The sequence below is a fragment of the Rhodococcus sp. 06-156-4 genome (genome assembly GCF_002259345.1).
Lineage (GTDB): Bacteria > Actinomycetota > Actinomycetes > Mycobacteriales > Mycobacteriaceae > Rhodococcoides > Rhodococcoides fascians_E.
The window spans coordinates 1-22,115 of sequence record NZ_NPGB01000011.1 but is presented as its reverse complement, the minus strand read 5'-3'; the positions used below and the strand labels follow the sequence as shown (position 1 = coordinate 22,115).

Genomic DNA, 22,115 nt, shown 5'->3' with positions numbered 1-22,115 from the left:
CGCGGGGGGAAACTACCTCGAACGGGTAAAACCTAGCCCATCGGCGCCCGTCCGATTCACAACCCCAGGTACGCCTTCAATTCGTACGGGGTGACATGACTGCGGTATTCCTCCCACTCGCGACGTTTGTTGCGGAGGAAGAAGTCGAAGACGTGCTCGCCGAGAGCCTCGGCGACGAGCTCCGAGTTCTCCATCGCGTTGAGGGCCTGATCGAGATTGCCCGGAAGCTCCTTGTAGCCCATCGCACGCCGTTCGGCGGACGTCAGTGCCCACACGTCTTCCTCGGCCTCGGGGGGCAACGTGTAGCCCTTCTCGATGCCGCGCAGACCGGCAGCGAGCAACACCGCGAAGGCCAGGTACGGGTTGCACGCAGAATCAGGGCTTCGGATCTCGACGCGACGCGAGGACGCCTTGTTGGGCGTGTACATCGGGACGCGAATGAGAGCGGATCGGTTCGCCGGGCCCCACGACGCCGCCGTCGGTGCCTCACCGCCGCGGACCAGACGCTTGTAGGAGTTGACCCACTGGTTGGTCACGGCACTGATCTCGTTGGCGTGCTCGAGAATGCCTGCGATGAACGACTTGCCGGTCTCCGACAACTGCATCGGATCGTCCGGGTTGTGGAACGCGTTGGCGTCTCCCTCGAAGAGACTCATGTGAGTGTGCATCGCCGAGCCGGCCTGGTCGCTGAACGGCTTGGGCATGAACGTCGCGCGGACGCCCTCTTCGATCGCGACCTCTTTGACCACGTAGCGGAACGTCATGATGTTGTCGGCCATCGACAGCGCGTCGGCGTAGCGGAGATCGATCTCCTGCTGACCGGGCGCTGCCTCGTGGTGGCTGAACTCGACCGAGATACCCATCGACTCGAGCGCGTCGATGGCGTGGCGACGGAAGTTCGGCGCCGAGTCGTGCACGGCCTGGTCGAAGTAGCCGCCGTTGTCCGCAGGCGTGGGCGGAGACCCGTCTTCGGGGCTGTCCTTGAGGAGGAAGAACTCGATCTCGGGGTGCACGTAGCAACTGAACCCGAGGTCGGCGGCCTTGCTCAGCTGACGGCGCAGCACGTGGCGCGAATCGGCCCAGGACGGCGAGCCGTCGGGCATCGCGATGTCGCAGAACATGCGCGCGGAGTGCTGGTGACCCTTGCTCGTGGACCACGGCAGGATCTGGAACGTCGACGGATCCGGCTTGGCGACGGTGTCGGCCTCCGAGACGCGTGCGAAGCCTTCGATGGCGCTGCCGTCGAAGCCGATGCCTTCGTCGAACGCTCCTTCGAGTTCCGCCGGCGCGATCGCGACGGATTTCAGGTACCCCAGAACGTCGGTGAACCACAGGCGGACGAAACGGATGTCCCGCTCCTCCAGTGTCCGGAGCACGAATTCCTTTTGGCGATCCATGTCCGCGAGACTAAGCAAACCGCGTTAAATCTGTGTTACATCGTGAATTCGGTCTCACTGCGGGGAGCTCTCACCTGGGGAAGAACACCCGTGAAGTTCCGTCAGCACACCAAATCGTTACCTGGCGGGGTCAGATCGACGAGGTAGTCGACCACCGGTTCGTCGACGCAGTTCTCGCCGGAGAACGCAACCGTGTGCTGGGCCCCGTCGAACGTGATCAGGTCCGCGTCCAGTTGACGGGCAAGTTCGACGCCTGCCTGGTACGGCGTCGCCGGGTCGAAGGTCGTCGAGATCACGACCAGTTTCGGAAGTCCCTCGGCCGAGATCGTGTAGGGAGTGCTGGTGTTGGGGACGGGCCAGAACGCGCAGACATCGAGCGGTGCGTTTCCGGTTCCGCGTCCGTCGTCGAGGAAAGGAGCAGCTTCCCGATACCGTCGGTCTGCTTCTCCGGCCTCGGCGCGGTCGGTGGTCGGTGGATCGTCGACGCAGCGGATGGCGTTGAACGCGTCGTCCAGATTGGAGTAGGTGCCGTCGTCGAGACGGCCACTGTAGGTGTCGGCAAGGCGGAGCAAGGTGTCTCCCCTGCCCTCCTGCAGTTCCGCCAGGCCCACACGCAGGATCCGCCACAGGCTCTGCGAGTACAGGGCTTGCTGCGTTCCGGTGATCGCGTCGTCGTAACCGAGTCCGCGCGGATCCGTGGTGGCGGCGGGCGTTTGGATCAGTGGGTCGACGAGCTCCCTGAACGTCCGGTCCGCGGCGGCCGGGTCCGGCCCGAGAGGGCACGCCTCGCTCTGTGCGCAGTCCTCGGCGAACGCCTCGAATGCGCCTTGGAACGCAGCTCCTTGCTCGACGGCCTCGTCGACGGGGCTCTGCTCGGGATCGAGTGCACCGTCGAGAACCATGGCGCGGACTCTGTCCGGGAACGCTTCCGCGTAGGCGGCGCCGATCCGCGTTCCGTACGAATAGCCGAGGTAGGTGAGCTTCTCGTCGCCCAGAACCGATCGGATGACGTCCATGTCCTGCACGACCTCACGGGTACCGACGTGTTCGAGTACGTCGGCACCTGTTCGCTCGACGCATTTCGCGGCGTACTCGCGATGATCGTTCTCCACTGCGGCGATGCCTTCGGGCGAGACGTCGACGTCCGGCTCGGCGCGTTCGAGGTCGGTTTCTTCCGCGGTGAGGCACCGAACTGCGGGCGTCGACGCGCCGATTCCGCGGGGGTCGAAGCCGATTCGGTCGAAGTTCTCCGCGAGTGCGGTGTCCTCGGCCTGGGTGGCGAGGTACAAACCGGACGACCCGGGTCCGCCCGGGTTGAAGAGTATGGATCCGGTGCGCTCACCCGACGCCTGCACGCGGGACACCGCGATCTGTGCTGTCGGGCCGTCCGGGTCCTGGTAGTCGAGCGGAACGGTCACACGGGCGCACTCGACGGAACTTCCGAGCACGGTTCCATCGGTGTTGTAGTCGTCGCACGATCCCCAGTCGAGTTCCTGCGTGTAATAACGCTCGAGACCTGCTGGGATCACGCCGGCACCTGGCGACGCCGACGCAGTGTTCTCCGGCAGCGGCGTGCCCGACTCGACGTCGGCGCTCCCGCAGCCGGCAGCCACCGTCACCGCGACAGCACCGAGGGCTGTCGCCACCGTTAGTCCGTGACGCCGTCCGTGGCGGGTACGTGCTGTCGGATCCGAGGAGACGCTCATGAGGTGAAATCGTGCCAGAGCGGGCGAGGTGCAGTCTGCGGCACTAGTGTTTCCAGTCGTGCAGGCACTGCGAACAGCCCTTGCCCAGATCAACCCGACAGTCGGTGACCTCACCGCGAATTCCGAGCTGATCGTGGATTGGACGTCGCGCGCCGCCCAGGAAGGCGCCCAGGTCGTGGTGTTTCCGGAGATGGCCCTGACCGGTTATCCGGTGGAGGACCTCGCGCTTCGCCCGGAGTTCGCGCACGCGTCGCGCGACGCTCTGCGCGACCTCGCCGATGCACTCGACCGAGCCGGATGCGGTGACGTCGTCGCCGTCGTCGGGTACCTCGACCGCGACGCGGTGGGATCGAGAAACAGCGCCGCCGTTCTGTTCCGTGGCGACGTCGTGTCGCGGTACGACAAGCACGCGCTTCCCACCTACCGAGTCTTCGACGAGCTCCGATACTTCGCCCCCGGAACGCGGTTGAGCATCACCGAGGTGAACGATGTTCGCCTGGGAATCGTTGTCTGCGAAGACATCTGGCAGCCCGGCGGGCCGGTTCCCGCGTACGCGGCGGCCGGAGTCGACGTGCTGCTGTGCCTGAATGCGAGTCCGTTCGAGCGCGGCAAGGCGGAGGTCCGCTTGTCGGTGGTCCAGCGGCGGGCAGCCGAGGCTGGGGTACCCGTCGTCTACGCCAATCTGGTCGGTGGTCAGGACGAGCTCGTGTTCGACGGCGGCAGCATGGTCGTCGCCGCCGATGGAGCCATCCTCGGCCGTGCCCCGGCGTTCACCGAACACCTGCTGTGCGTGGACCTCGACGTCTCCGACGCGCGACGTCCCGACGGCGGCCCACCGCCGGGATGGTCCATCGACCGGAACACCGTGCCGGATCTCCTCGTCCGCGGGTGGGATCGGCTACCTCGATCGGTGGCAGAACCCTCGGACGACCTGGCGTCGACGTGGGCGGCACTCGTCACCGGGTTGCGCGATTACGTCCACAAGAACGGGTTCGCCTCGGTGGCGCTCGGCCTGTCCGGTGGCATCGACTCCGCTGTGGTCGCGGCGATCGCCGTGGACGCTCTCGGAGCGGAGTCCGTGTACGGCGTCGCGATGCCTTCGCAGTACTCCTCGGACCACTCGCTCGCGGACGCGAACGATCTTGCGTCGCGCACCGGGCTGCATTTCGGCATCGAGTCGATCGTCGACATGGTGCGGTCGGTGACGGACCAGCTCGGCCTCTCCGGCGTCGCGGAGGAGAACGTTCAGGCGCGGTGCCGCGGCATCGTTCTGATGGCGATCTCCAACTCGGCCGGACATCTGATTCTCGCCACCGGCAACAAATCCGAACTTGCCGTTGGCTATTCGACCATCTACGGTGACGCCGTCGGCGGGTTCGCCCCCATCAAGGACGTACCGAAATCCATGGTGTGGGAGCTGGCGCGGTGGCGTAACGACGCAGCGGTCGGACGCGGCGAGGTGCCCCCGATTCCGGAGGCGAGCATCGACAAGCCTCCGTCGGCAGAGTTGCGCCCGGATCAACTCGACACCGATTCGCTCCCGGAGTACGACCGGCTCGACGCGATCCTGTTCCGCTACGTCGACTGCGATCAGGGTGAGGACGACATCGTGGCGGCAGGCTTCGATCCCGTGGACGTCGCAGACATCGTGGCCAAGGTCGACGCGGCCGAACACAAACGTAGGCAGTATCCGATCGGAACCAAGGTGACGTCGAAGGCGTTCGGTCGGGATCGACGCATGCCGATCACCGACGGCCGACGGAGAGTGTGACGAATTGCACGTCCGGGTGCGCTTCGGCGTCGGTCGTGCCGGTGGCAGACTGAGGTCGTCATCAACCCCATCCCGGGGACCCGCACGGCGGGCCTCGAGGAACCGAAAGGGACAAAGATGTCCAACGATTCTGTGTACGGCTCGTCCGATGCGTCCGTCTCCGGTTTGACCCGCAAGACTCGCACCCATCACCTGCTGCAAATGAAAGCCGACGGCGAGCGGTGGGCCATGCTCACCGCGTACGACTACTCGAGCGCCCGCATCTTCGAGGAAGCGGGCATCCCGGTCCTCCTCGTCGGCGACTCGGCAGCGAACGTCGTCTACGGCTACGACACGACGGTGCCGATCACCATCGACGAACTGCTGCCTCTGGTTCGGGGCGTCGTCCGCGGAGCTCCCAACGCACTCGTCGTCGCCGACCTCCCGTTCGGCACCTACGAGTCCTCGCCTCAGCAGGCACTCGCGACGGCCACCCGATTCATGAAGGAGGGCCTCGCGCACGCCGTGAAGCTCGAGGGCGGCGAACGCGTCGCAGATCAGATCGCCGCGATCTCCGCGGCCGGCATCCCGGTCATGGCGCACATCGGCTTCACACCGCAGAGCGTGAACGGCCTCGGCGGCTTCCGCGTGCAGGGCCGCGGTGACGGTTCCGAGCAGCTCGTCGCCGACGCCATCGCCGTCCAGGAGGCAGGAGCATTCTCCGTCGTCATGGAGATGGTGCCCGCCGACATCGCGGGCCAGGTGACCCGCAAGCTCACCATCCCGACCATCGGCATCGGAGCGGGCAACGAAACCGACGCCCAGGTGCTGGTCTGGCAAGACATGGCGGGCTACACCAACGGCAAGACCGCCAAGTTCGTCAAGAAGTTCGGCAACGTCGGAGACGAACTGCGGACCGCCGCTGCGACGTATCTCGCCGAGGTTCGCGGCGGAGTCTTCCCCGGTCCCGAGCACAGCTACTGATCGGTCACCTGCAGGTGGCACACTCGGTGCCATGAAACCTGGTCTTCGTAGTTCTCGCCGTGCAGCCGCCGCCGTCCTGGGGGCGGCTGCCGTCGTCGGTCTGGCAGCGTGCGGCACCGACTCCGCCAATACCGGATCGTCGGCGTCGCTGACCACCACGACCACGGCCCCGGTCACCACCACCGATGCGGCTGCTGCCGGTGACACGATCACCGACCAGCAGAAGCAGCAGCTGTGCACCGATCTCGGTGAGCAACTGCAGGAATGGCGAATCCAGGGGCCGACGCTCGGCCGCGGTGGGCTCAACATCGTCGTGCAGACATGGGCGGCGCAGAGCGGAGTCATCAACCTGCAGGTGGTGCAGAACCGCTCGATCATCGACGACATCACCATCGACAACTGCTCCGACGTCCGTGACGAAGCCCTGCGATCACTCGACATCCCCGACTTGGCATCGGGACTGGTGGGCTTCTGACGTGGCACGTGATCTCTACCCGGCCATCGAGCCCTACGCCAGTGGCCACCTCGACGTCGGTGACGGCCAACAGATCTACTGGGAGACCAGCGGTAATCCGGACGGACTCCCCGTCCTGTTCGTCCACGGAGGGCCCGGCGGTGGAACCGGACCTGCGCAGCGCCGCTACTTCGACCCCGAAAAGTATCGAATCGTGCTGTTCGACCAGCGTGGCTGTGGCAAGTCCCGACCTCATATCGCGGACAGGAGTGGAGCCGGCGGAACGACCAAGGGGTGGGACAGGAGTGGAGCCGGCGGAACGACCAAGGGGTGGGACACGAGTGTCGACTGGGCGGTGAACACGACTGGAAAGCTTGTCGGCGACATCGAGAAGTTGCGGACTCATCTCGGCGTCGACACCTGGCTCGTGTTCGGTGGTTCGTGGGGTTCGACGCTGTCCCTCGTCTACGCACAGACCCACCGCGACCGGGTCACCGGCCTGATCCTGCGCGGCATCTTTCTGCTCCGCCGCAGTGAGATCGACTGGTACTACAACGGCGGCGCGGGCCATCTCTTCCCCGAACAGTGGGAGAAGTTCCTGGCACCTGTCCCGGATGCAGAACGACACTTGGATCTGGTCGAGGTCTACCACCGGCTGCTGAACTCCGACGACCGCGACGTCGCCACCGCGGCGGCCATCGCCTGGTCGTCGTGGGAGGCCGCGACGAGTTATCTCATTCCCCGCCCGGAGCAGATCGCCTCCAACGAGGACCCGCGATTCGCCCTGGCCTTCGCAGGGATCGAGAACCATTACTTCCGCAACGACGGATTCCTGCGCGAGAACCAGTTGCTGGAGGACGCGCACCTCCTGGCCGGAATCCCCGGCGTCATCGTTCAGGGCCGGTACGACGTGGTGTGCCCGGCCACGAGTGCCTGGGCCCTTCATCGGGCGTGGCCGGATGCGGAATTGACGATCGTGGACGATGCCGGGCATTCCGCGTCCGAGCCCGGCATCATCCATCATCTCGTCGAGGCGACCGACCGTTTCGCCTCGACAGCGTCACCCGGCGCCGTGCCACCGTCCGCCTCGTAAGCGAACTCGACACGGCGGGAGGCGGTGTCGGCGACGGTCAACGTCACCGACACCGCTTGCCCTTCCGGCGGATCCCCCACGCATTTGCCGATGACGATCGGATCGGCCACGAACACCTCGGCGGTCTTCTTTCCTTCCGCCCCACGCAGAACGAGAGCGGAGAACGCCTCGCCGACGCGGTCGTTCAGAACGTGCGCTTCGGTCAGGTCGATGCACGCTCGATCCACTTTGGACGCAACGGAATCCGATCCGCGCATGATCGCGGGCAGATCAGGGAGCGCAGTCCGCGCCCACTCGGGGATGTCCGTGCCAGCAACCACCGCGAGGCATACTTCGGTGGCGAACCTGTCCGACAGCCGGCGAAGCGGCGCCGTGACGTGAGCGTAGGGTGCTGCGATTCCGGCGTGCTCGGGCGATTCGGGGATTTCCCCGTCGAACGCCACGTAATCCGCGCCTCGCAGCAGACTCGTTGCCTGAGTCATCATGGCCAGCGTCGTAGGTTCGTCACCCGGTAGCCCGGCGAGCACGGCTCCAGCCGATGCACCTGCGGGCCATTCGATTCCGAGCATCTCCGCTGTCTTCTTCAACGAGTCGACGGCGTCCTCCGGGGCCGGCGGCAAGGTGCGGAGCAGTCCGATTCCGGCGTCGAGCATGATCGACGCTGCGCACATCCCCGTCAGCAGCGACACCTCGGCGTTCCACGCGTCCACGGCGGTCCGCGCCTGCAATTCGATGCGCCACCCTGCGCCGTCGGCTACCACGTCCTGCTCCGGCAAGGTGATGTCCAGTGCACCTCGGCGCAACGCGGCCTGCGCACGCAGGCGACCGAAGTCGCCGAGAGCGGCGATCGACGGATGCGGGGAACCTGCATCGAAGTCGGCTTGGACACCCGCGTAATCGAAGCGGGCAACGGATTTCACCGTCGCTCTCGACACCGTCCACGCGACTGCGTCACCGGATTCGTCGAGTTCGATCCGCCACAGCGCTGCCGGGCGAATCTCGTTCGGCAGCAGACTGGCCGAGCCTTCCGACAGCACCCGCGGGTGAAGCGGTACCGAACCGTCGGGCAGGTAGAACGTCTGCCCGCGCTGACGAGTCTCGGTGTCGAGCCGGCCCGCAGGCGTCACGATGGACCCGACATCCGCGATCGCGTAATGCACGACGAATCCACTGGCGAGTTTCTCGACGTGCACCGCCTGATCCAGATCCATCGAACCGGGCGGATCGATGGTCACCAAGGCAAGGTCGGTGCGGTCTTCCCTCTCGGACGCGTATCTGTCCTGGGCGGACTCGGTCTCGGCGAGTGCGTCCGCCGAGAAGTGCTCGGGCAGGTCGAACTCGGAACGGATGGGGTCGAAGTCGAAGGCGGTCGCGGACAGTCGCGCCGAGACCACCGTCAGTTGTTCCAGTCGTCGTCGGCCTTGTCCGCAGCTTTGTTGCGCTCGGCTGCGATCTGAATGGCGCGCTCGGCGGTGGCACGGTCCGGATACGGGCCCATCCGGTCGAGTGCCCCGGATTCCTTGCCCTGCGAAACCGTCTTGGTGCGTACGTCGTAGTACCAGGCGTCGTCTTCTGTACTCATGAGAGCAAGCCTAGGTGCGAACGAGTCGGCATGTAAGCCGGATCCTGTGAACCGGCCCGCCGAAACGGGACGGAACGACGACCATCCATCTGGGCACACCGTCGCCGGGTACCTCGAGCAGTCCACCCGCAGGCTCGGGCGAGCAGCCCTCGAACACCTGCGCAGTCGCACTCCCGAGGGAATGCGACCTTCGACCTTGCTCCGGGCGGGGTTTACCTAGCCACCCCAGTCACCTGGGGTGCTGGTGCGCTCTTACCGCACCGTTTCACCCTGACCCGCGTCGTGCTGTCCGAAGACAGAACGAGCGCGGGCGGTCTGTTTTCTGTGGCACTGTCCCGCGAGTCACCTCGGGTTGCCGTTAGCAACCGCCCTGCTCTGTGGAGTCCGGACTTTCCTCGGCTCGAAGCTTGGCGGAATCGCTCCGCCAGTTCCCCGTGCCGCAGCCGTCCAACCGACTCGTTCGCAGGATGGAACTCTACCCGGTCGTACGGCTGGAACTAGAGTTCACCTCATGGATCACGTCGTCCTGCTGCGCGGAATCAACGTCGGCGGAATCAACATCAAGATGGTCGACCTTCGCCAGGCGCTCTCGCAGGCCGGGTTCGAGCCGGTGCGTACGGTCCTCGCGACCGGCAACGTGCTGCTGTCGTCGCCGCTCTCCCCCGCGGAACTGAAGCCCGCGATCGAGAAGACCCTCGCCGACACATTCGGATACGAGGCGTGGGTGATCGTCCTCGATCCGGCCACCCTGAGCGCCATCGTCGACGACTATCCGTTCGACGCCGAACGCGACGGTTGGCACCCGTACGTGATCTTCGGCAACAACGACGAGCATCTCGCGGAACTGGCGCGGACGGCCGAAACGCTCGATCCGCAGCTCGAGCGCGTCTCCCTCGGCCGGGGCGTCGTCTACTGGGAGGTCGTGAAAGGAAACACCACCGACAGCATCGTCGGAAAGTTCACGGCGAAAGCAAAGTACAAGCCCACCACCACTACCCGGAACCTACGCACCCTCGTCAAGATGCTGGCGTGAGCGTCGTAGCGGCCGCACTCGTTGCGGCGGTGCTGATCTTCGCGATCGTCCGGCCCCGCGGTCTGCCGGAGATCGTCGCGGCACTCCCGGCCGCAGTGGCGGCACTACTGCTCGGGCTCGTCACCCTGTCCGACGCACGCTCGCAGGTGCTGGAACTGCTCCCGACCGTCGTGTTCCTGGCGTTCATCCTCGTTCTCGCCCATCTCGCCGACGCACTGGGTGTCTTCCGGTGGACGGCTTCGATCATGGGCAGATCTGCCCGCGGCAATCCGCATCGGCTTCTCGGTTCGGTGTTCGTGGCCGCCGCCGTCACCACAGCCGTGCTGAGCCTCGACGCGACTGTCGTGCTGTTGACGCCGGCGGTGATCGGCGCGGCGCGGGCTCTGCGTATGTCGCCTCGGCCGCACAGTTATGCGACAGCGCACCTGTCGAACTCCGCGTCGACGTTGCTGCCGGTGTCGAACCTGACGAACCTTCTGGCGTTCACCGCGACGGGCCTGACGTTCGTGCATTTCGCCGCGCTGATGGCGCTGCCGTGGATCGTGTCGATCGTGATCGAGTTCGCGGTGTTCTGGGTGTTCTTCCGCGCCGACCTTCGGCACGGTGCCACGCGATCCGAGCAGCACTCGGTGACGGAACCCATCGTCGCGCCCACGGCGGCGCTGGTGGTTCTGGGCGCAACGTTGCTGGGCTTCGCCGTGGCAGGGTTCTTCCACGTCGAACCGTTCTGGGTCGCGGCCGTGGGCGCGTGCGCTCTCGCCGTGCCCGCACTGAAGCAGGGTTACACCGTGCCGTCGCGCATGCTGCGGGCCGCCGACCTCACATTCTGCGGATTCGTGCTGTTGCTGGGAATTGTCGTCGAGGGCGTCACGGCAGGGCCTATCGGCGACTGGCTCGCGAGCATCCTGCCCGGCGAGGCGTCGTTCCTCGGCCTGTTGACGACCGCCGCCATCGCAGCGGTCGCGTCGAACGTCGTCAACAATCTGCCCGCGACGCTGATGCTGCTCGCCGCGTTCGGCTCGTCCGCTCCCCCCGGTCTGCTTCTCGCGATGGTCGTGGGCGTCAACCTCGGGCCCAACCTGACCTACGTGGGCTCGCTCGCGATCATGTTGTGGCGCAAGGTCGGCGCGGCACACGACGAACCGGCGTCGTTGCGCACCTTCACCGTCCTCGGTCTGATCAGCACACCGCTGACGATCCTCGGTGCCGTCGCCGCCCTCTGGCTCGCCCTACAGATATGACGTGTCGTTGACGAGTCGGACCGAGGCACCGCCGTCGGGATAGAACTCGGCGATGCTGAGCGACGCGAGATCCAGATGCAGCCGGTACAGCAACGACGGCCCGACATCGAGAGCGAGCTGCAGCAGCATCTTGATCGGGGTCACGTGGCTGACCACGACGACCGTCGACCCCGCGTACGACGCGACCAGCTTGTCGCGGGCCACGGTGACCCGCTCCAGGACGGTGTCGAAGCTTTCGCCTCCCGGTGCGGCGACCGAGGTGTCACCGCGCCACTTCTGGTGGACGTCCGGGTACTTCTCGAACGCTTCCTTGAACGTGAGGCCTTCCCAGTCACCGAAGTCGGTCTCGGTCAGTTCGTCCAGCGTGGAGACCTCGAGGCCTACCTTCCGGGCGAGCGCGCCTGCCGTCTGCTGCGCCCGGCCCAGCGGCGAGGCGACGATGGCCGCGATGTCGTCTCGCTGCGCCAGACGGGCGGCCGCTGCGGCCGCCTGACCCTCGCCGATCTCGGTCAGTGGCGGGTTTCCTCGGCCCGAGTAGCGACGCTCCACCGACAGCGGAGTCTGTCCGTGCCGCAGCAGAAGCAGCCGCGTGGGCTCACCCGTCGCTCCGGTCCATCCGGGTGCGGCCGGCTTGACATCGCGGTCCTTCGGGGGCTCCAGTTCCCGACCGTCGGCCGCGGCATCCATCGCCTCGTTCGCCAACCTGTCCGCGTGCGAATTCTGTGCCCGTGGAATCCACTGGAACGTGACGCGGTCGAAACCGCGGACCAGGTCGGCGGCCTCACGGTTGAGCGGAATCATGTCCGGGTGCTTGACCTTCCAGCGCCCGGACATCTGCTCGACGACGAGCTTGGAATCCATCCGCACGTCGACCTCGCGCGCACCGACCTCGCCTGCAGCAGTCAACCCGGCGACGAGGCCGCGGTACTCGGCGACGTTGTTGGTCGCGACGCCCAACGCGAGACGGCGTTCTGCGAGCACCTCGGAGCGGTCGGCGGACAGCACCACGGCGCCGTACCCTGCCGGGCCCGGGTTGCCCCGAGATCCACCGTCCGCCTCGACGACAACCCTCACAGACCGGATTCCTTGGTGCGCACCAGAATGGCGTTGCACTCCGAGCATCGCACCAGCTCGTCGGCGGGCTTCGCCGCGATGCGCGAGATCTCGCCTCGATCGAGTTCGATCCGGCAGGCGCCGCAGCGTCGGGCCTGCAGTAGCGCGGCGCCGCGGCCGGTGAGAGCGCGCTGCTTCTCGTAGACCGCCAACAGCTCGTCCGGGAACGTGCTCGCCAGTTCCGATCGCCGTGCGGTGGCGCGCTGCTCCGCGGAATCGACATCGGCCACGGCGTCGTCTCGCCGACGTCCGGCGTCGACGAGCTCGTCCTCGATCTGGGTCAGCTGCGCCCCGGCGTGGTTGTAATCGGTCTCCGACGCCTCGCGCCGCTCCATGACCTCGAGAAGTTCCTCTTCGAGGATTCCCTGCCGACGTTCGAGGCTGGCGAGTTCGTGCTGGAGCTCGGACATCTGTTTCGCTGCGACGGTGCCGCTGTCGAGGAGCGAGCGGTCGCGGTCTTCACGTTGGCGGACCGCGTCGACCTCGCCTTCGAGCTTCTTGATGTCACGGTCGAGGTCGTCCATCGCCATCTGGACCGTGACGGCTGCGTCCTTGCGGGCGATGCGCTCGGCCTCGAGCTTCTCCACCTCGGCCTGCTCGGGAAGACTTTTACGACGGTGCGAGATCTGCGTCAGCTCGGTGTCCACTGCGGCCAGTTCGAGAAGTGAGGCCTGCACTCGGGGATCGACATTCACGCGTGATGACTCCTGCGACTATGGAAGAAATATTCGGCCAAGCCTACCGGCTCCGATCGTCCACCGAACCCACTGTCCACGGATCGGTCCTGCGGGTACTGACGCGGCTGCTCCATCCCCCCTCGTCGCCGAACTCTGCGTCGACGATGTGTCGGGCCTGCTCGCACCACGGCCACTCCGACGCCCAGTGCGCGACGTCGACCACGGCTGCGCCTCCGGCGCGAAGGTGCTCGTCGACGACGTGATGCCGCAGGTCCGAGGTGACGTAGACGTCGGCTCCGAGGGATGTCACTGCACTCAGATAGCCGTCGCCCGCTCCCCCGCACAGCGCGACCGTGCGGATCTCGGTGTCGGGATCGCCTGCCGCCCGTACACCCCACACCGTCTCCGGCAACACCGCGCGCACTGTTCGTGTGAACTCGCGCAAGGTGGTGGGTCTGTCCAGCACCCCGATCCGTCCGAGGCCCGTGCAGCTCGGGAGCCTGACTTCCTCGAACACGTCGATCGCCGGTTCCTCGTACGGGTGTGCTCGCGTCACGGCGTCCAGAATGTCCGCCCGCTTCGACGCAGGCGCCACCACCTCTATGCGGTCCTCGTCGACTTTCTCGAGCACACCGTGGTCGCCGATCGCCGGCGTCGATCCGACGCCGGGCAGGAACTGGCCGAGCCCTCGGGTGCTCCAGCTGCAACGGCTGTACCGTCCGATCGCTCCTGCGCCGGCGTCGAACAGCGCGTCCCTGACGGCGTCGCTGTGCGACGTCGGAGTGAACACGACCCACTTGTCCACTCGCGGTCCGTCGATCGGATCGAGGGGGCGCGTGTGTGTCACGCCGAGCGCATCCGCCAGGGCGTCGGACACGCCTGGGTTGGCGCTGTCGGCATTGGTGTGCGCGGTGAACAGTGCGCACCCGGCCTTGACGAGACGGTGGATGAGTGCGCCCTTGGGTGTGTTCGCGGCGACGGTGTCCACGCCGCGGAGCAGGAGTGGATGGTGCACCACCAGTAGGTCGGCGCCCATGTCGATGGCTTCGGCGACGACCTCCTCGGTCGCGTCGACGGCGTAGAGAACTGTGCCGACGCGATCGGCCGGGTCACCGCACACCAATCCGACCGAATCCCAGCTCTCGGCGAGCCGCGGCGGATAATGCGCCTCGAGTACCGCGATGACGTCGGCGAGAAGGACTGTCACTGTTCACCTTTCGATCGTGCGTGCTGTGGCGGTGAATTCTTCGGCAAAGATTTCGTCAGGGCATCGACGAGGACATCCACCTGCGCGGACGGGCGAACGGCCACCCGCAGGTGACCCGGCGCCAGTCCCGGGAAGGTGTCGCACCGGCGAACCGCGACACCGTGGTCACGCAACCGCCGACGCACCCCCTCCGCGTCCGGAACGGACAGAAGCAGGAACGGTCCGCGCGCGGGCCCGTGCACATCGATCCCGAGCGCGGTCAGACGTCGCGTCATGTCCTCGCGTTCGGCTGCGATGACCGATGCCCTGGCTTCGGCCGACGCAACGGCGTCCGGTTCGCTGCACGCTTCGATGGCCTCGATCTGCAGACTTCCGAGCGGCCAGTGCGCCCGCCCGACGGTGAGTTCGGCGAGGACGTCCGGATGCCCCAGCGCGTATCCGCACCGCAGTCCGGCGAGCGCCCATGTCTTGGTGAGACTGCGCAGCACCAGCACATCGTCGAGGGAGTCGGAGGCAACGGACTCGGCTTCACCGGGCACTGCGTCGGCGAAGGCTTCGTCGACGACGACGATGCGTCCGGGGCGACGCAGACCCAGAATCGAGTGTCGCTCGTGCAGCACCGAGGTCGGGTTGGTCGGGTTACCGACGACCACCATGTCTGCGTCCTCGGGAACCGCGCTGGAATCCAGCTGGAACGGCGGAGCCGACACGACGTGTCGGACGGGTATGCCTGCTTGGCGCAACGCGAGTTCGGGCTCGGTGAACGACGGATGGATCAGTGCAGCCAGCCGTGGTTTCAGCTGTGGCAGCATCGCGAACCCCTCCGCACCTCCGGCGAGCAGAAGGACTTCTTCCGGGGCTCGGCCGTGTCTGTGCGCGACGGCTTCCCGCGCGCGCAGGTCGGCGTCGGCGGACGGGTAGGAGCCGAGCGAATCCAGCGATCGGCTCAGCCGTTCGCTGAGCCAACGAGGTGGGCCTGTTCCTTGGACGTTGACTGCGAAATCGATCAGTCCAGCTCCCACTTCGGCGTCACCGTGGTGACGGAGAAGCGACATCGCGTCCAATTCTTCCCTGTCCTTTCGTTACCCACGAGCGTATCCCGCCCCGGCCGCGAGTGGAGCATGCGAAGGCCCGGCCACCAACCGATATGGTTTTGTCATGACAAATCTCGACGCCGCGCGCAGTCCGCGAGCCACGGTGGTGCTGTTCGACCTCGACGGCACGCTCACCGATTCCGCACCGGGCATCCTCGCGGGCTTCCGGCACGCACTCGCCGCGGTCGACGGACCCGAGCCGACGGAGGAGCAACTCGCCCTGGTCATCGGGCCACCGTTGATCGACACTTTCGGCGCGATGGGGCTTCCCGACGACGTCGCCCAGAGGGCGCTTGCCGCGTACTTCGAACGATACGACGCCAAGGGCTGGGCGGAGAACACGGTGTTCGAGGGTATCGAGCCGGTGTTGGCAGAGTTGAAGAGTCGAGGGGTTCGACTCGGAGTGGCCACGTCCAAGTCCGAGCGGTTCGCGCACCGGATTCTGGATCACTTCGGACTGGCCGAGTACTTCGAGTTCATCGGAGGGGCGAGCAACGACGGCACCCGTCGCGCCAAGCCCGACGTGATCGCGCATTCGCTGCGCAACCTGGGCATCACGGCGACCGAGGCGTCGGCCGGCGGGACCCAGGGCGTCCTCATGGTCGGGGATCGTGATCACGACGTGCACGGCGCCGCTCGATTCGGCATTCCGGCGATCTACGTGGACTGGGGTTACGGAATCGCGGGTGAGAACGACGACGCCGCGTTCACCGTGACGACCATGGACGAACTGGCGAAGGTGCTCGGTGACAACACGTAAGCCCACCCTCCACGTGACGTTCGTCTGCACCGGCAACATCTGCCGGTCACCGATGGCGGAGAAGATCTTCGAGCAGCACCTGCGGGAGGCGGGGCTGGAATCGGTACGGGTGTCGAGTGCAGGCATCGACGGGTGGCACGAGGGCGAGGGCGCCGACCCGCGCACCGTTGCCGAGCTCGACGCGCACGGTTACGACAGCGACCACGAAGCCGCACAGGTCAACGACGATCACCTCGGCGCCGATCTGCTGGTCGCCCTCGACTCCGGTCACGTTCGCGAACTACTGCGTCTCGGTGCACCCGCCGACCGGATCGCACTGCTCAGATCCTTCGACGACGATGCGGACGACGAGTCCGTCGCAGACCCGTACTACTCGTCGGACGACGCGTTCACCACAGTCCGCGAACAGATCGAATCGGCCATGCCCGGGTTGGTGAGTTGGACCGAGAACGCCGTCTCCGACGAGGCGTCGTAGATCGATGTCGGGCGAGCCGCTACCGTAGTTGTCGTGCGAAGGCTCCGATTTCTGCTGCGTCCGGGTTGGTTGGCGGTTGCTGCTGTCGTCGCCCTGTTCGCTTACCTGTGCTTCACGGTGCTGGCGCCGTGGCAGCTCGGCAAGAACACGTCGACGTCGCACCGAAACGATCTGATCAACCAGTCCGTGGACGCCGAGCCCGTAGCGCTCGAGGAGCTGCTGACACCCACGGGCTTCGCCGACGACGACGAATGGCGTCGAGTCGTCGCCACCGGCGCCTACGAATCGGACAAGGAAGTGCTGGTCCGACTGCGCAGCATTCGCGAACAACCTGCGTACGAGGTGATCACCCCGTTCCGCCTGGACAGCGGGGAGACGATCCTCGTCAACCGGGGGTACGTGCTGCCGGTCCAGGGAACTCAGCCACCGACGATCGAGCCGGCTCCGACCGGTGAGGTGACGCTCGACGCACGCATCAGACGAGCCGAGGGAACCTCCCGTGAGCCCATCGAGGAAGCCGGGCACATCCAGGTCTACAACATCAACCCGGACCAGATCGGGACCGCCCTTTCCGTCACTCCCGTGCAGGGATACCTGCAGCTCGACGACGCCCAACCGGGCGGCTTGGGCGTGATCGAACTGCCGCAGACCGATTCCGGCCCCTACCTGTCCTACGGCCTCCAATGGCTGGCGTTCGGAATCATGGCACCGCTGGGCCTCGCCTATTTCGTCCGAGCCGAGTGGCGTGAACGCCGCAAGGCGACGAACCGTGATCTCGCGGACCCGACGGACGACGATCGGCTGGTTCCCGAACCGGACAGTCCTCTGCCTGATTCCACCGTGCGTGACTACCCAGCGCCCGACTCCCCTGCGCCTGACTCCTCAGCACCGACGGTGGCGGATCCGGAGCCCGAGTTCACCCTCCCGACGCGCCGGGAACGGAAGTCGCGGGCGAAGTCCGCGTCATCGACGAGGACCGCGCAGGATGCCCGCCTTGCCGATCGCTACGGCAAGGGCCGCTGACACAGCCGTCGCACCGATCTGGACCAGAGTAGACAGGCGCGCCGCGCGGTCCAGGTCCGCCGGTAGCGGATGTCTGCCGTCGCCGAGGGTCGGGCGGATCTCGACGCCGTGCGTGTACTCGGTTCGCCCGCCCAAACTGATTCCGAGTGCGCCCGCTGCCGTGGCTTCCGCCACGCCCGCGTTCGGGCTCGGGTGACGCGAGGCGTCAAACCGCCAGGCCCGCACGGCGTCGGCTGTTCGTCCGCCGACGAGCGGGGCGAGAACGGCCGTCACCACCCCGGTCACTCGCGCCGGCGCGAGGTTAGTCACGTCGTCGAGGCGTGCGGCGAACCATCCGAACCGCTGATACCGCGGCGAGCGATAGCCGATCATCGCGTCCAGTGTGTTGACCGCGCGGTACCCGAGGATTCCGGGGACTCCGGCGACCGCACCCCAGAACACCACTCCCACAGTCGCATCCGAAGTGTTCTCGGCTACGGATTCGACCGAGGCACGTGTGAGACCGTCGGCGTCGAGGACACTGGGATCGCGCCCGCACAACGACGGAAGCAGGGCCCGTGCCTGATCGATCCGGTCGTGGCGGAGGTGCTCGGACATCGCGGAACCCTTCCGTGCCAACGATGTTCCACCCAGTGCGGTCCACGTCGCCACGGCCGTCAGTGCGACCTCCGCGAGAACGCCACGCCGGGCAGCAGCCGTCGTCGCCACCGACCCGGCGGCGACGACGGCACTCACAAGGAGGACTGTGTGGACTGCACCGGCTGCTCGGGCGTCACGGTAGGTGTGCCGTTCGAGCGCCGCTGCCGCACTACCGAACCCGGCGACCGGGTGATACCGACGAGGATCGGCCAGCGCCAGGTCGAGACCGAGCCCGAGCACCAAGCCGGCACCGCGACTGTCCCATCGCGTCCAGCGGAAGGTCATGGAAGCGACGGTAGCGAAGCTCTCGACCCATCCGCGCGCCCGGGTGCGGGAATTGTCAGGCCCAGCGCGACCTGTACACGCTTGCCATCTGGCGATTGTTGAACTCGAGATCGCGACCCGAGTGAAGCATCGCAGCTGCGATGCCGACGAAACCGACCGTTGCCATCAAGATCATTGCCATGGTGTCCCCCAAGGATCGCCGAGAGAGCCCGCTGTCGGGCCCTGATGATCTTGATTGTTACCGACGGGTAGAGAGAAGAAAATGCAGATGAGGGGGCCGTCACATGTGTCAACGGTCACCGAACAGAACCGAGGCTAGGATCGACCACATGACCGTAGAAGGCGGATTCCCGAGCGAGTCCACACCAGCAGCGACCACCACGGGGCGACCGAGTTGGGTCAACAAGGCAATCGTCGTCGCGGTCGCGGTGGTCGCGCTCGTGATCGCCTACCTCGTCCTGTCCGCATTCCTCCCGAGATGGTGGAGCATCAGGGTTGCCAACCTGTCGGATCAGGCGTTCAGCAAAGGCATCTTCTGGGGCCTCGTCTTCGGGATCCTGTCCACTCTCGTGCCGCTGCTGTTCTTCACCGCGGCGTGGCGCGTCAGGAAGAAGCGCGGCGGCAAGGTCACCGCGATCGTCTCGATAGTTCTGGCCGTCGCCGCTGCTGTGCCGAACCTGCTGACACTGTCCATCGTGCTCGGAAGCAGCAATGCTGCACATGCAGGAGAGCGCACCCTCGACACCGAGGCTCCCGGCTTCCGTGGAGCCACCGCACTCGGCGCGATCATCGCAGTCGTCCTGTTCGCTGCCTTGGCGTTCTTGATCGTTCGCGGACGCAGGCGTCGCGCGCAGAAGCGAAGTGCTGCCCAGGCTGCATCGCCCCAGGTCTGATCTGTCAGGGCACCACGGGCGCTTTTCCACCGTCGTAGGGCTCGACGGTGACCTGCTCTTCGGGAGTGAGGGACACAACGGCCGGGCCGGCCTCCTCGGTCACCGTGAGCACCACCGACAAGCCCTCCTGCGCTACGGACTCGATCCGTCCGCGCTGCTCTCCGGTTTCGTCCACGAGTGCGTAATCTCCGACCAGAACCAGCAATTCCTCGGCGGACAGTGTGCGGCGGCCACCGAAATCTTCCACAGTCATGCCTACACCGTAGGCGAAACGGCGCGGTGCGCGCCGCTGAAGTCACTCGTGCCCGGGTGGAGGATCGGTGACCAGCACGTCGTCGATCGGCAGATGCAACGCCAGTTCCACCCTCCGCTCGTCCCAGCTGGGATACGCGGGGCGAATCCAGACGCGGGTGTCGTCGAGCTGAACCAGCAGGAACCGTCGCCACGTCCAGGTCTCGGCCGGATCGAGGAGGTCGGTGTGAGCGAGCACCGGCACGGGCGCGCGGCCCCACACCGGATTCGACAACGACGAAAGGCCTTGCTCCAGCAATACATCCGCGGCGTCGTCGACCGGGAGGCTCTGTGCGAGAAGGTGGCCGACGGGATTGACTGCGTCGACACAGCTCTCGTCGTAGTTCTCCGAGACTGTCCAGCCCACGATCTCACCGTCGGACGGACGCCTCACCGGAAGTCGGCTGCGCCACCGCGTGATATCCACTGCAACCACCTTACCGACCGCCTGCTCACCACAGATGTGTGTGATGAACCAGCGCATCGATCACGAGGACCGAGCCGATCACCGCGAACACCACTCGCACGGTCGCGGGGCCATAGGCCGTCAGAGCGCGCACCACGGATCGATAGCGTCGACGAGCAGACGGACTGCGCCCCATCGACAATGCGAGGACCGCCGCCGGAATACCGAGCGCGAGGAGGCAATAGAGCACGATGACGACGGGCCACGCGGCCGGCAACGGGTCGGACGCGGATATCATCGCGAGGCCGGCCAGATACGGTACGGCAGTAGGAGCCTGGACGATTCCGATGGCAAATCCCGTCGTCGCCAGGAGCGGCACACTCGCCCGGAAGCGAGCCGTCCACGCCGGCGGCGGACGCGAGGATCGTGGCATACACGCCAGAACGATCAAGGTGGCACCGATCGCAGCCTCGCCCCAGTACCGAACGGTCGGGGTGAGCTCGAAATCGACGATGCGGGAGAGAAAATCTATCCCGAGCACAGCCAGTATTCCGAAGGCCGTCGTGGCGGCGAAGACTCCGCCGAGAAAAGCCGATCCGGTTCGAAGCGGTGAACGCCTGTGCATCCGGGCGTCGTACGCGATCGCGGCGGTCAGACCGATCAGAAGAACATCCAGGGAATCGAGAAGTGCAAACCCGGTCAGCGCAGCGAACAACGTGATCATGTCGGTCTCAGCCTATACACGCTCACCCGTCCGATCGGAGATGAGCCGCGTCCGCCACGACCGCACGAAGCAGTTCGTCGACGGCTTTGACTCTCGCCAGCCCTGCCAGTTCGCGCGGTACTGCGACCCAGTACGTCCGGTCGATCGAGAACTGTTCTCCGGCCACGCGGACGAGGGTGTCGTCCGGTTCTCCGATGTAGCTGGGCAACGGCGCGATCCCGAGACCGCTGCGCGCGGCGAGCCAGTGACCGGTGATGTTGTTGGTCTGAATCTGCGCTCGTCCGTCGGTCAGAAACGAATCGAGTATCCGCAGCGGAGCCACGTCGAGGAGGGCGCCGACGTACCAGATGAGCGTGTGCTCTCGCAGATCGTCGCTCGTGGAGATTCTCGGATGGGACTGCAGGTACTCCTCGGTCGCGTACAGATACAACGAGTACGTCGCGAGCTTCCGATACACGACGAACCGCGGCGACGGTTGTTCCAACGTGATCGCGACGTCGAATTCCCTTGTGTTCAAGGTGTTGTGCTCCGTCGCCGTGACCAGTTCGACGTCGAGGTCGGGATGCTTCCGGCGCAGCGTGGTGAGGTTGGGCGTCAACACGAACGCACCGAATCCGTCCGGTGCGGCGATACGAACCGACCCGCTGAGCGAGCCGACGCTGGACGTCTGATCCTCGAATGCAGCGATCAAGGTCGACTCGACGGATTCCGCGTACCCGACCAGTCGTCGGCCGGCTTCGGTGAGACGCCATCCCGCAGGAGTGCGATCGAACAGTCGCTGACCGACCGATTTCTCGAGGCTCGTGATCCGTCGACCGACGGTGGTGTGGTCGACCCCCAGCGCCTTCGCGGCCTCGTTGAGGCGGCCGTGACGGGACACTTCGAGGAAGTAGAGCAGGTGGTCGGCAGTGAACACCCGACGAGGCTATCAGCGTCGTGCATTTTTGCACGCGCCACTGCGATATTGGCCTTTGACTAGCGCAAACTTGCGAGACAAGGTGGATGTCACAACGCCGAGACGAAGGAACCCTTTTCGTGAGCACAATTTCGCACTGGTACGACAACAAGCCGTTCGCTGGTACCTCCACCACCACCGCACCGGTCACCAACCCCGCCACCGGCGAGGTCACCGGCCAGCTCGCACTCGCCAACCTCGGCGACGCACGCACCGTCATCGACGCCGCCGCAGCCGCCTTCCCCGCCTGGCGCGACACCTCCCTCGCCAAACGCACCCAAATCCTCTTCAACTTCCGCGAACTACTCAACAAGAAAAAAGGCGAACTCGCCG

Annotated in this window: 24 protein-coding genes and 1 other RNA gene; 11 read left to right on the top strand and 14 right to left on the bottom strand. The window is 66.1% G+C overall.

The features are described from left to right. Positions 1 to 56 precede the first annotated feature (56 nt). Together glnA and CH290_RS05980 are read right to left on the bottom strand one after the other, a co-directional pair. On the bottom strand, positions 57 to 1,397 hold the full coding sequence (glnA, locus tag CH290_RS05985) for a type I glutamate--ammonia ligase (protein WP_019665997.1): 1,341 nt from the start codon (positions 1,395 to 1,397) through the stop codon (positions 57 to 59). 101 nt (positions 1,398 to 1,498) lie between these two features. Next, positions 1,499 to 3,103 carry an alpha/beta hydrolase gene (locus tag CH290_RS05980; RefSeq protein WP_179276843.1) on the bottom strand — a complete coding sequence of 535 codons (1,605 nt, stop codon included), beginning with the start codon at positions 3,101 to 3,103 and terminating at the stop codon, positions 1,499 to 1,501. Between the two features lie 58 nt (positions 3,104 to 3,161). Here CH290_RS05980 and CH290_RS05975 point away from each other — a divergent pair, with 58 nt between their 5' ends. The 4 genes from CH290_RS05975 (at position 3,162) to pip (ending at position 7,384) form a co-directional block, all read left to right on the top strand. After that, positions 3,162 to 4,874 (top strand): NAD+ synthase, encoded by a 1,713-nt coding sequence (locus CH290_RS05975; RefSeq protein ID WP_230620890.1) that lies wholly within the window; start codon positions 3,162 to 3,164, stop codon positions 4,872 to 4,874. A 117-nt stretch (positions 4,875 to 4,991) separates the two neighbouring features. Then, positions 4,992 to 5,837 (top strand): 3-methyl-2-oxobutanoate hydroxymethyltransferase, encoded by an 846-nt coding sequence (gene panB, locus CH290_RS05970; RefSeq protein WP_019666000.1) that lies wholly within the window; start codon positions 4,992 to 4,994, stop codon positions 5,835 to 5,837. A gap of 31 nt (positions 5,838 to 5,868) precedes the next feature. Continuing rightward, on the top strand, positions 5,869 to 6,312 hold the full coding sequence (locus tag CH290_RS05965; RefSeq protein WP_019666001.1) for a hypothetical protein: 444 nt from the start codon (positions 5,869 to 5,871) through the stop codon (positions 6,310 to 6,312). A gap of 1 nt (position 6,313) precedes the next feature. Then, positions 6,314 to 7,384: a prolyl aminopeptidase gene (gene pip, locus CH290_RS05960; RefSeq protein ID WP_033188539.1), complete on the top strand. Its 1,071-nt coding sequence runs from the start codon at positions 6,314 to 6,316 to the stop codon at positions 7,382 to 7,384. On the opposite strand, the gene CH290_RS05955 is transcribed toward pip, so the two are convergent. The 3 genes from CH290_RS05955 to rnpB all read right to left on the bottom strand — a co-directional run bounded on the left by CH290_RS05955 (position 7,312) and on the right by rnpB (position 9,425). Further along, positions 7,312 to 8,778 (bottom strand): RNB domain-containing ribonuclease, encoded by a 1,467-nt coding sequence (locus tag CH290_RS05955; RefSeq protein WP_033188538.1) that lies wholly within the window; start codon positions 8,776 to 8,778, stop codon positions 7,312 to 7,314. The genes pip and CH290_RS05955 overlap by 73 nt on opposite strands. A gap of 2 nt (positions 8,779 to 8,780) precedes the next feature. Continuing rightward, positions 8,781 to 8,966: a hypothetical protein gene (locus CH290_RS05950; RefSeq protein ID WP_019666004.1), complete on the bottom strand. Its 186-nt coding sequence runs from the start codon at positions 8,964 to 8,966 to the stop codon at positions 8,781 to 8,783. Between the two features lie 17 nt (positions 8,967 to 8,983). Beyond that, positions 8,984 to 9,425, bottom strand: an RNA gene (rnpB, locus tag CH290_RS05945) — RNase P RNA component class A. A gap of 52 nt (positions 9,426 to 9,477) precedes the next feature. Between rnpB and CH290_RS05940 the strand changes: the two genes are divergently transcribed. Together CH290_RS05940 and CH290_RS05935 are read left to right on the top strand one after the other, a co-directional pair. Then, positions 9,478 to 9,999, top strand: coding sequence for a DUF1697 domain-containing protein (locus tag CH290_RS05940; protein WP_019666005.1), 522 nt, complete (start codon positions 9,478 to 9,480; stop codon positions 9,997 to 9,999). Beyond that, a complete protein-coding gene (locus CH290_RS05935; RefSeq protein WP_019666006.1) occupies positions 9,996 to 11,240 on the top strand; it encodes an SLC13 family permease in 1,245 nt (414 codons plus the stop codon). The genes CH290_RS05940 and CH290_RS05935 overlap by 4 nt, the downstream gene beginning before the upstream one ends. On the opposite strand, the gene CH290_RS05930 is transcribed toward CH290_RS05935, so the two are convergent. The 4 genes from CH290_RS05930 to cobC are packed head-to-tail and all read right to left on the bottom strand — an operon-like array spanning position 11,229 to position 15,292. Continuing rightward, a complete protein-coding gene (locus tag CH290_RS05930) occupies positions 11,229 to 12,323 on the bottom strand; it encodes a bifunctional RNase H/acid phosphatase (protein ID WP_026347931.1) in 1,095 nt (364 codons plus the stop codon). The two genes, CH290_RS05935 and CH290_RS05930, sit on opposite strands and share 12 nt — an antisense overlap. Then, the gene (locus CH290_RS05925) at positions 12,311 to 13,048 is read right to left on the bottom strand and encodes a zinc ribbon domain-containing protein (protein ID WP_026347932.1); all 738 of its coding nucleotides are present in this window, start codon (positions 13,046 to 13,048) and stop codon (positions 12,311 to 12,313) included. The genes CH290_RS05930 and CH290_RS05925 overlap by 13 nt, the downstream gene beginning before the upstream one ends. A 43-nt stretch (positions 13,049 to 13,091) precedes the next feature. Continuing rightward, positions 13,092 to 14,237, bottom strand: coding sequence for a Nif3-like dinuclear metal center hexameric protein (locus CH290_RS05920; RefSeq protein WP_033188537.1), 1,146 nt, complete (start codon positions 14,235 to 14,237; stop codon positions 13,092 to 13,094). Beyond that, the gene (gene cobC, locus CH290_RS05915; protein ID WP_033188536.1) at positions 14,234 to 15,292 is read right to left on the bottom strand and encodes an Rv2231c family histidinol phosphate aminotransferase CobC; all 1,059 of its coding nucleotides are present in this window, start codon (positions 15,290 to 15,292) and stop codon (positions 14,234 to 14,236) included. Before cobC ends, CH290_RS05920 begins: the two co-directional genes overlap by 4 nt. 103 nt (positions 15,293 to 15,395) lie before the next feature. On the opposite strand from cobC, the gene CH290_RS05910 reads away from it, so the two are divergent. The 3 genes from CH290_RS05910 to CH290_RS05900 are packed head-to-tail and all read left to right on the top strand — an operon-like array spanning position 15,396 to position 17,589. Then, positions 15,396 to 16,091, top strand: coding sequence for an HAD-IA family hydrolase (locus CH290_RS05910; RefSeq protein WP_019666011.1), 696 nt, complete (start codon positions 15,396 to 15,398; stop codon positions 16,089 to 16,091). After that, complete coding sequence (locus CH290_RS05905; protein ID WP_254924975.1) at positions 16,078 to 16,566, top strand: low molecular weight protein-tyrosine-phosphatase; 489 nt, start codon at positions 16,078 to 16,080, stop codon at positions 16,564 to 16,566. Before CH290_RS05910 ends, CH290_RS05905 begins: the two co-directional genes overlap by 14 nt. Before the next feature lie 33 nt (positions 16,567 to 16,599). Next, positions 16,600 to 17,589 (top strand): SURF1 family cytochrome oxidase biogenesis protein, encoded by a 990-nt coding sequence (locus tag CH290_RS05900; protein ID WP_020111948.1) that lies wholly within the window; start codon positions 16,600 to 16,602, stop codon positions 17,587 to 17,589. Here CH290_RS05900 and CH290_RS05895 read toward each other — a convergent pair. Then, complete coding sequence (locus CH290_RS05895) at positions 17,530 to 18,513, bottom strand: cobalamin biosynthesis protein (RefSeq protein WP_033188534.1); 984 nt, start codon at positions 18,511 to 18,513, stop codon at positions 17,530 to 17,532. The genes CH290_RS05900 and CH290_RS05895 overlap by 60 nt on opposite strands. Before the next feature lie 329 nt (positions 18,514 to 18,842). On the opposite strand from CH290_RS05895, the gene CH290_RS05890 reads away from it, so the two are divergent. Then, positions 18,843 to 19,406, top strand: coding sequence for a hypothetical protein (locus tag CH290_RS05890; protein ID WP_033188533.1), 564 nt, complete (start codon positions 18,843 to 18,845; stop codon positions 19,404 to 19,406). A 4-nt stretch (positions 19,407 to 19,410) separates the two neighbouring features. Here CH290_RS05890 and CH290_RS05885 read toward each other — a convergent pair whose 3' ends face one another. The 4 genes from CH290_RS05885 to CH290_RS05870 are packed head-to-tail and all read right to left on the bottom strand — an operon-like array spanning position 19,411 to position 21,743. Then, positions 19,411 to 19,659 carry a hypothetical protein gene (locus CH290_RS05885; RefSeq protein WP_019666017.1) on the bottom strand — a complete coding sequence of 83 codons (249 nt, stop codon included), beginning with the start codon at positions 19,657 to 19,659 and terminating at the stop codon, positions 19,411 to 19,413. A 42-nt stretch (positions 19,660 to 19,701) separates the two neighbouring features. Further along, a complete protein-coding gene (locus CH290_RS05880) occupies positions 19,702 to 20,124 on the bottom strand; it encodes a hypothetical protein (protein ID WP_230594089.1) in 423 nt (140 codons plus the stop codon). A gap of 25 nt (positions 20,125 to 20,149) precedes the next feature. After that, positions 20,150 to 20,827 carry a GAP family protein gene (locus tag CH290_RS05875; protein WP_020111944.1) on the bottom strand — a complete coding sequence of 226 codons (678 nt, stop codon included), beginning with the start codon at positions 20,825 to 20,827 and terminating at the stop codon, positions 20,150 to 20,152. A gap of 22 nt (positions 20,828 to 20,849) precedes the next feature. Next, entirely contained in the window at positions 20,850 to 21,743 is an 894-nt protein-coding gene (locus CH290_RS05870) for a LysR family transcriptional regulator (protein WP_033188532.1), read from the bottom strand. 119 nt (positions 21,744 to 21,862) lie between these two features. Here CH290_RS05870 and CH290_RS05865 point away from each other — a divergent pair. Continuing rightward, on the top strand, positions 21,863 to 22,115 hold a 253-nt coding region (locus CH290_RS05865), incomplete at its 3' end, for an aldehyde dehydrogenase family protein (protein WP_249277803.1).

What these genes read in the sequence shown, in the direction of transcription:
- cobC (WP_033188536.1), bottom strand. Translation starts at nt 15,292, where the DNA reads ATGTCGCTTCTCCGTCACCACGGTGACGCCGAAGTGGGAGCTGGACTG.
- CH290_RS05940 (WP_019666005.1), top strand. Translation starts at nt 9,478, where the DNA reads ATGGATCACGTCGTCCTGCTGCGCGGAATCAACGTCGGCGGAATCAAC.
- CH290_RS05980 (WP_179276843.1), bottom strand. Translation starts at nt 3,103, where the DNA reads ATGAGCGTCTCCTCGGATCCGACAGCACGTACCCGCCACGGACGGCGT.
- CH290_RS05950 (WP_019666004.1), bottom strand. Translation starts at nt 8,966, where the DNA reads ATGAGTACAGAAGACGACGCCTGGTACTACGACGTACGCACCAAGACG.
- CH290_RS05875 (WP_020111944.1), bottom strand. Translation starts at nt 20,827, where the DNA reads ATGATCACGTTGTTCGCTGCGCTGACCGGGTTTGCACTTCTCGATTCC.
- glnA (WP_019665997.1), bottom strand. Translation starts at nt 1,397, where the DNA reads ATGGATCGCCAAAAGGAATTCGTGCTCCGGACACTGGAGGAGCGGGAC.
- CH290_RS05885 (WP_019666017.1), bottom strand. Translation starts at nt 19,659, where the DNA reads ATGACTGTGGAAGATTTCGGTGGCCGCCGCACACTGTCCGCCGAGGAA.
- CH290_RS05890 (WP_033188533.1), top strand. Translation starts at nt 18,843, where the DNA reads ATGACCGTAGAAGGCGGATTCCCGAGCGAGTCCACACCAGCAGCGACC.
- CH290_RS05910 (WP_019666011.1), top strand. Translation starts at nt 15,396, where the DNA reads ATGACAAATCTCGACGCCGCGCGCAGTCCGCGAGCCACGGTGGTGCTG.
- CH290_RS05965 (WP_019666001.1), top strand. Translation starts at nt 5,869, where the DNA reads ATGAAACCTGGTCTTCGTAGTTCTCGCCGTGCAGCCGCCGCCGTCCTG.
- CH290_RS05895 (WP_033188534.1), bottom strand. Translation starts at nt 18,513, where the DNA reads ATGACCTTCCGCTGGACGCGATGGGACAGTCGCGGTGCCGGCTTGGTG.
- panB (WP_019666000.1), top strand. Translation starts at nt 4,992, where the DNA reads ATGTCCAACGATTCTGTGTACGGCTCGTCCGATGCGTCCGTCTCCGGT.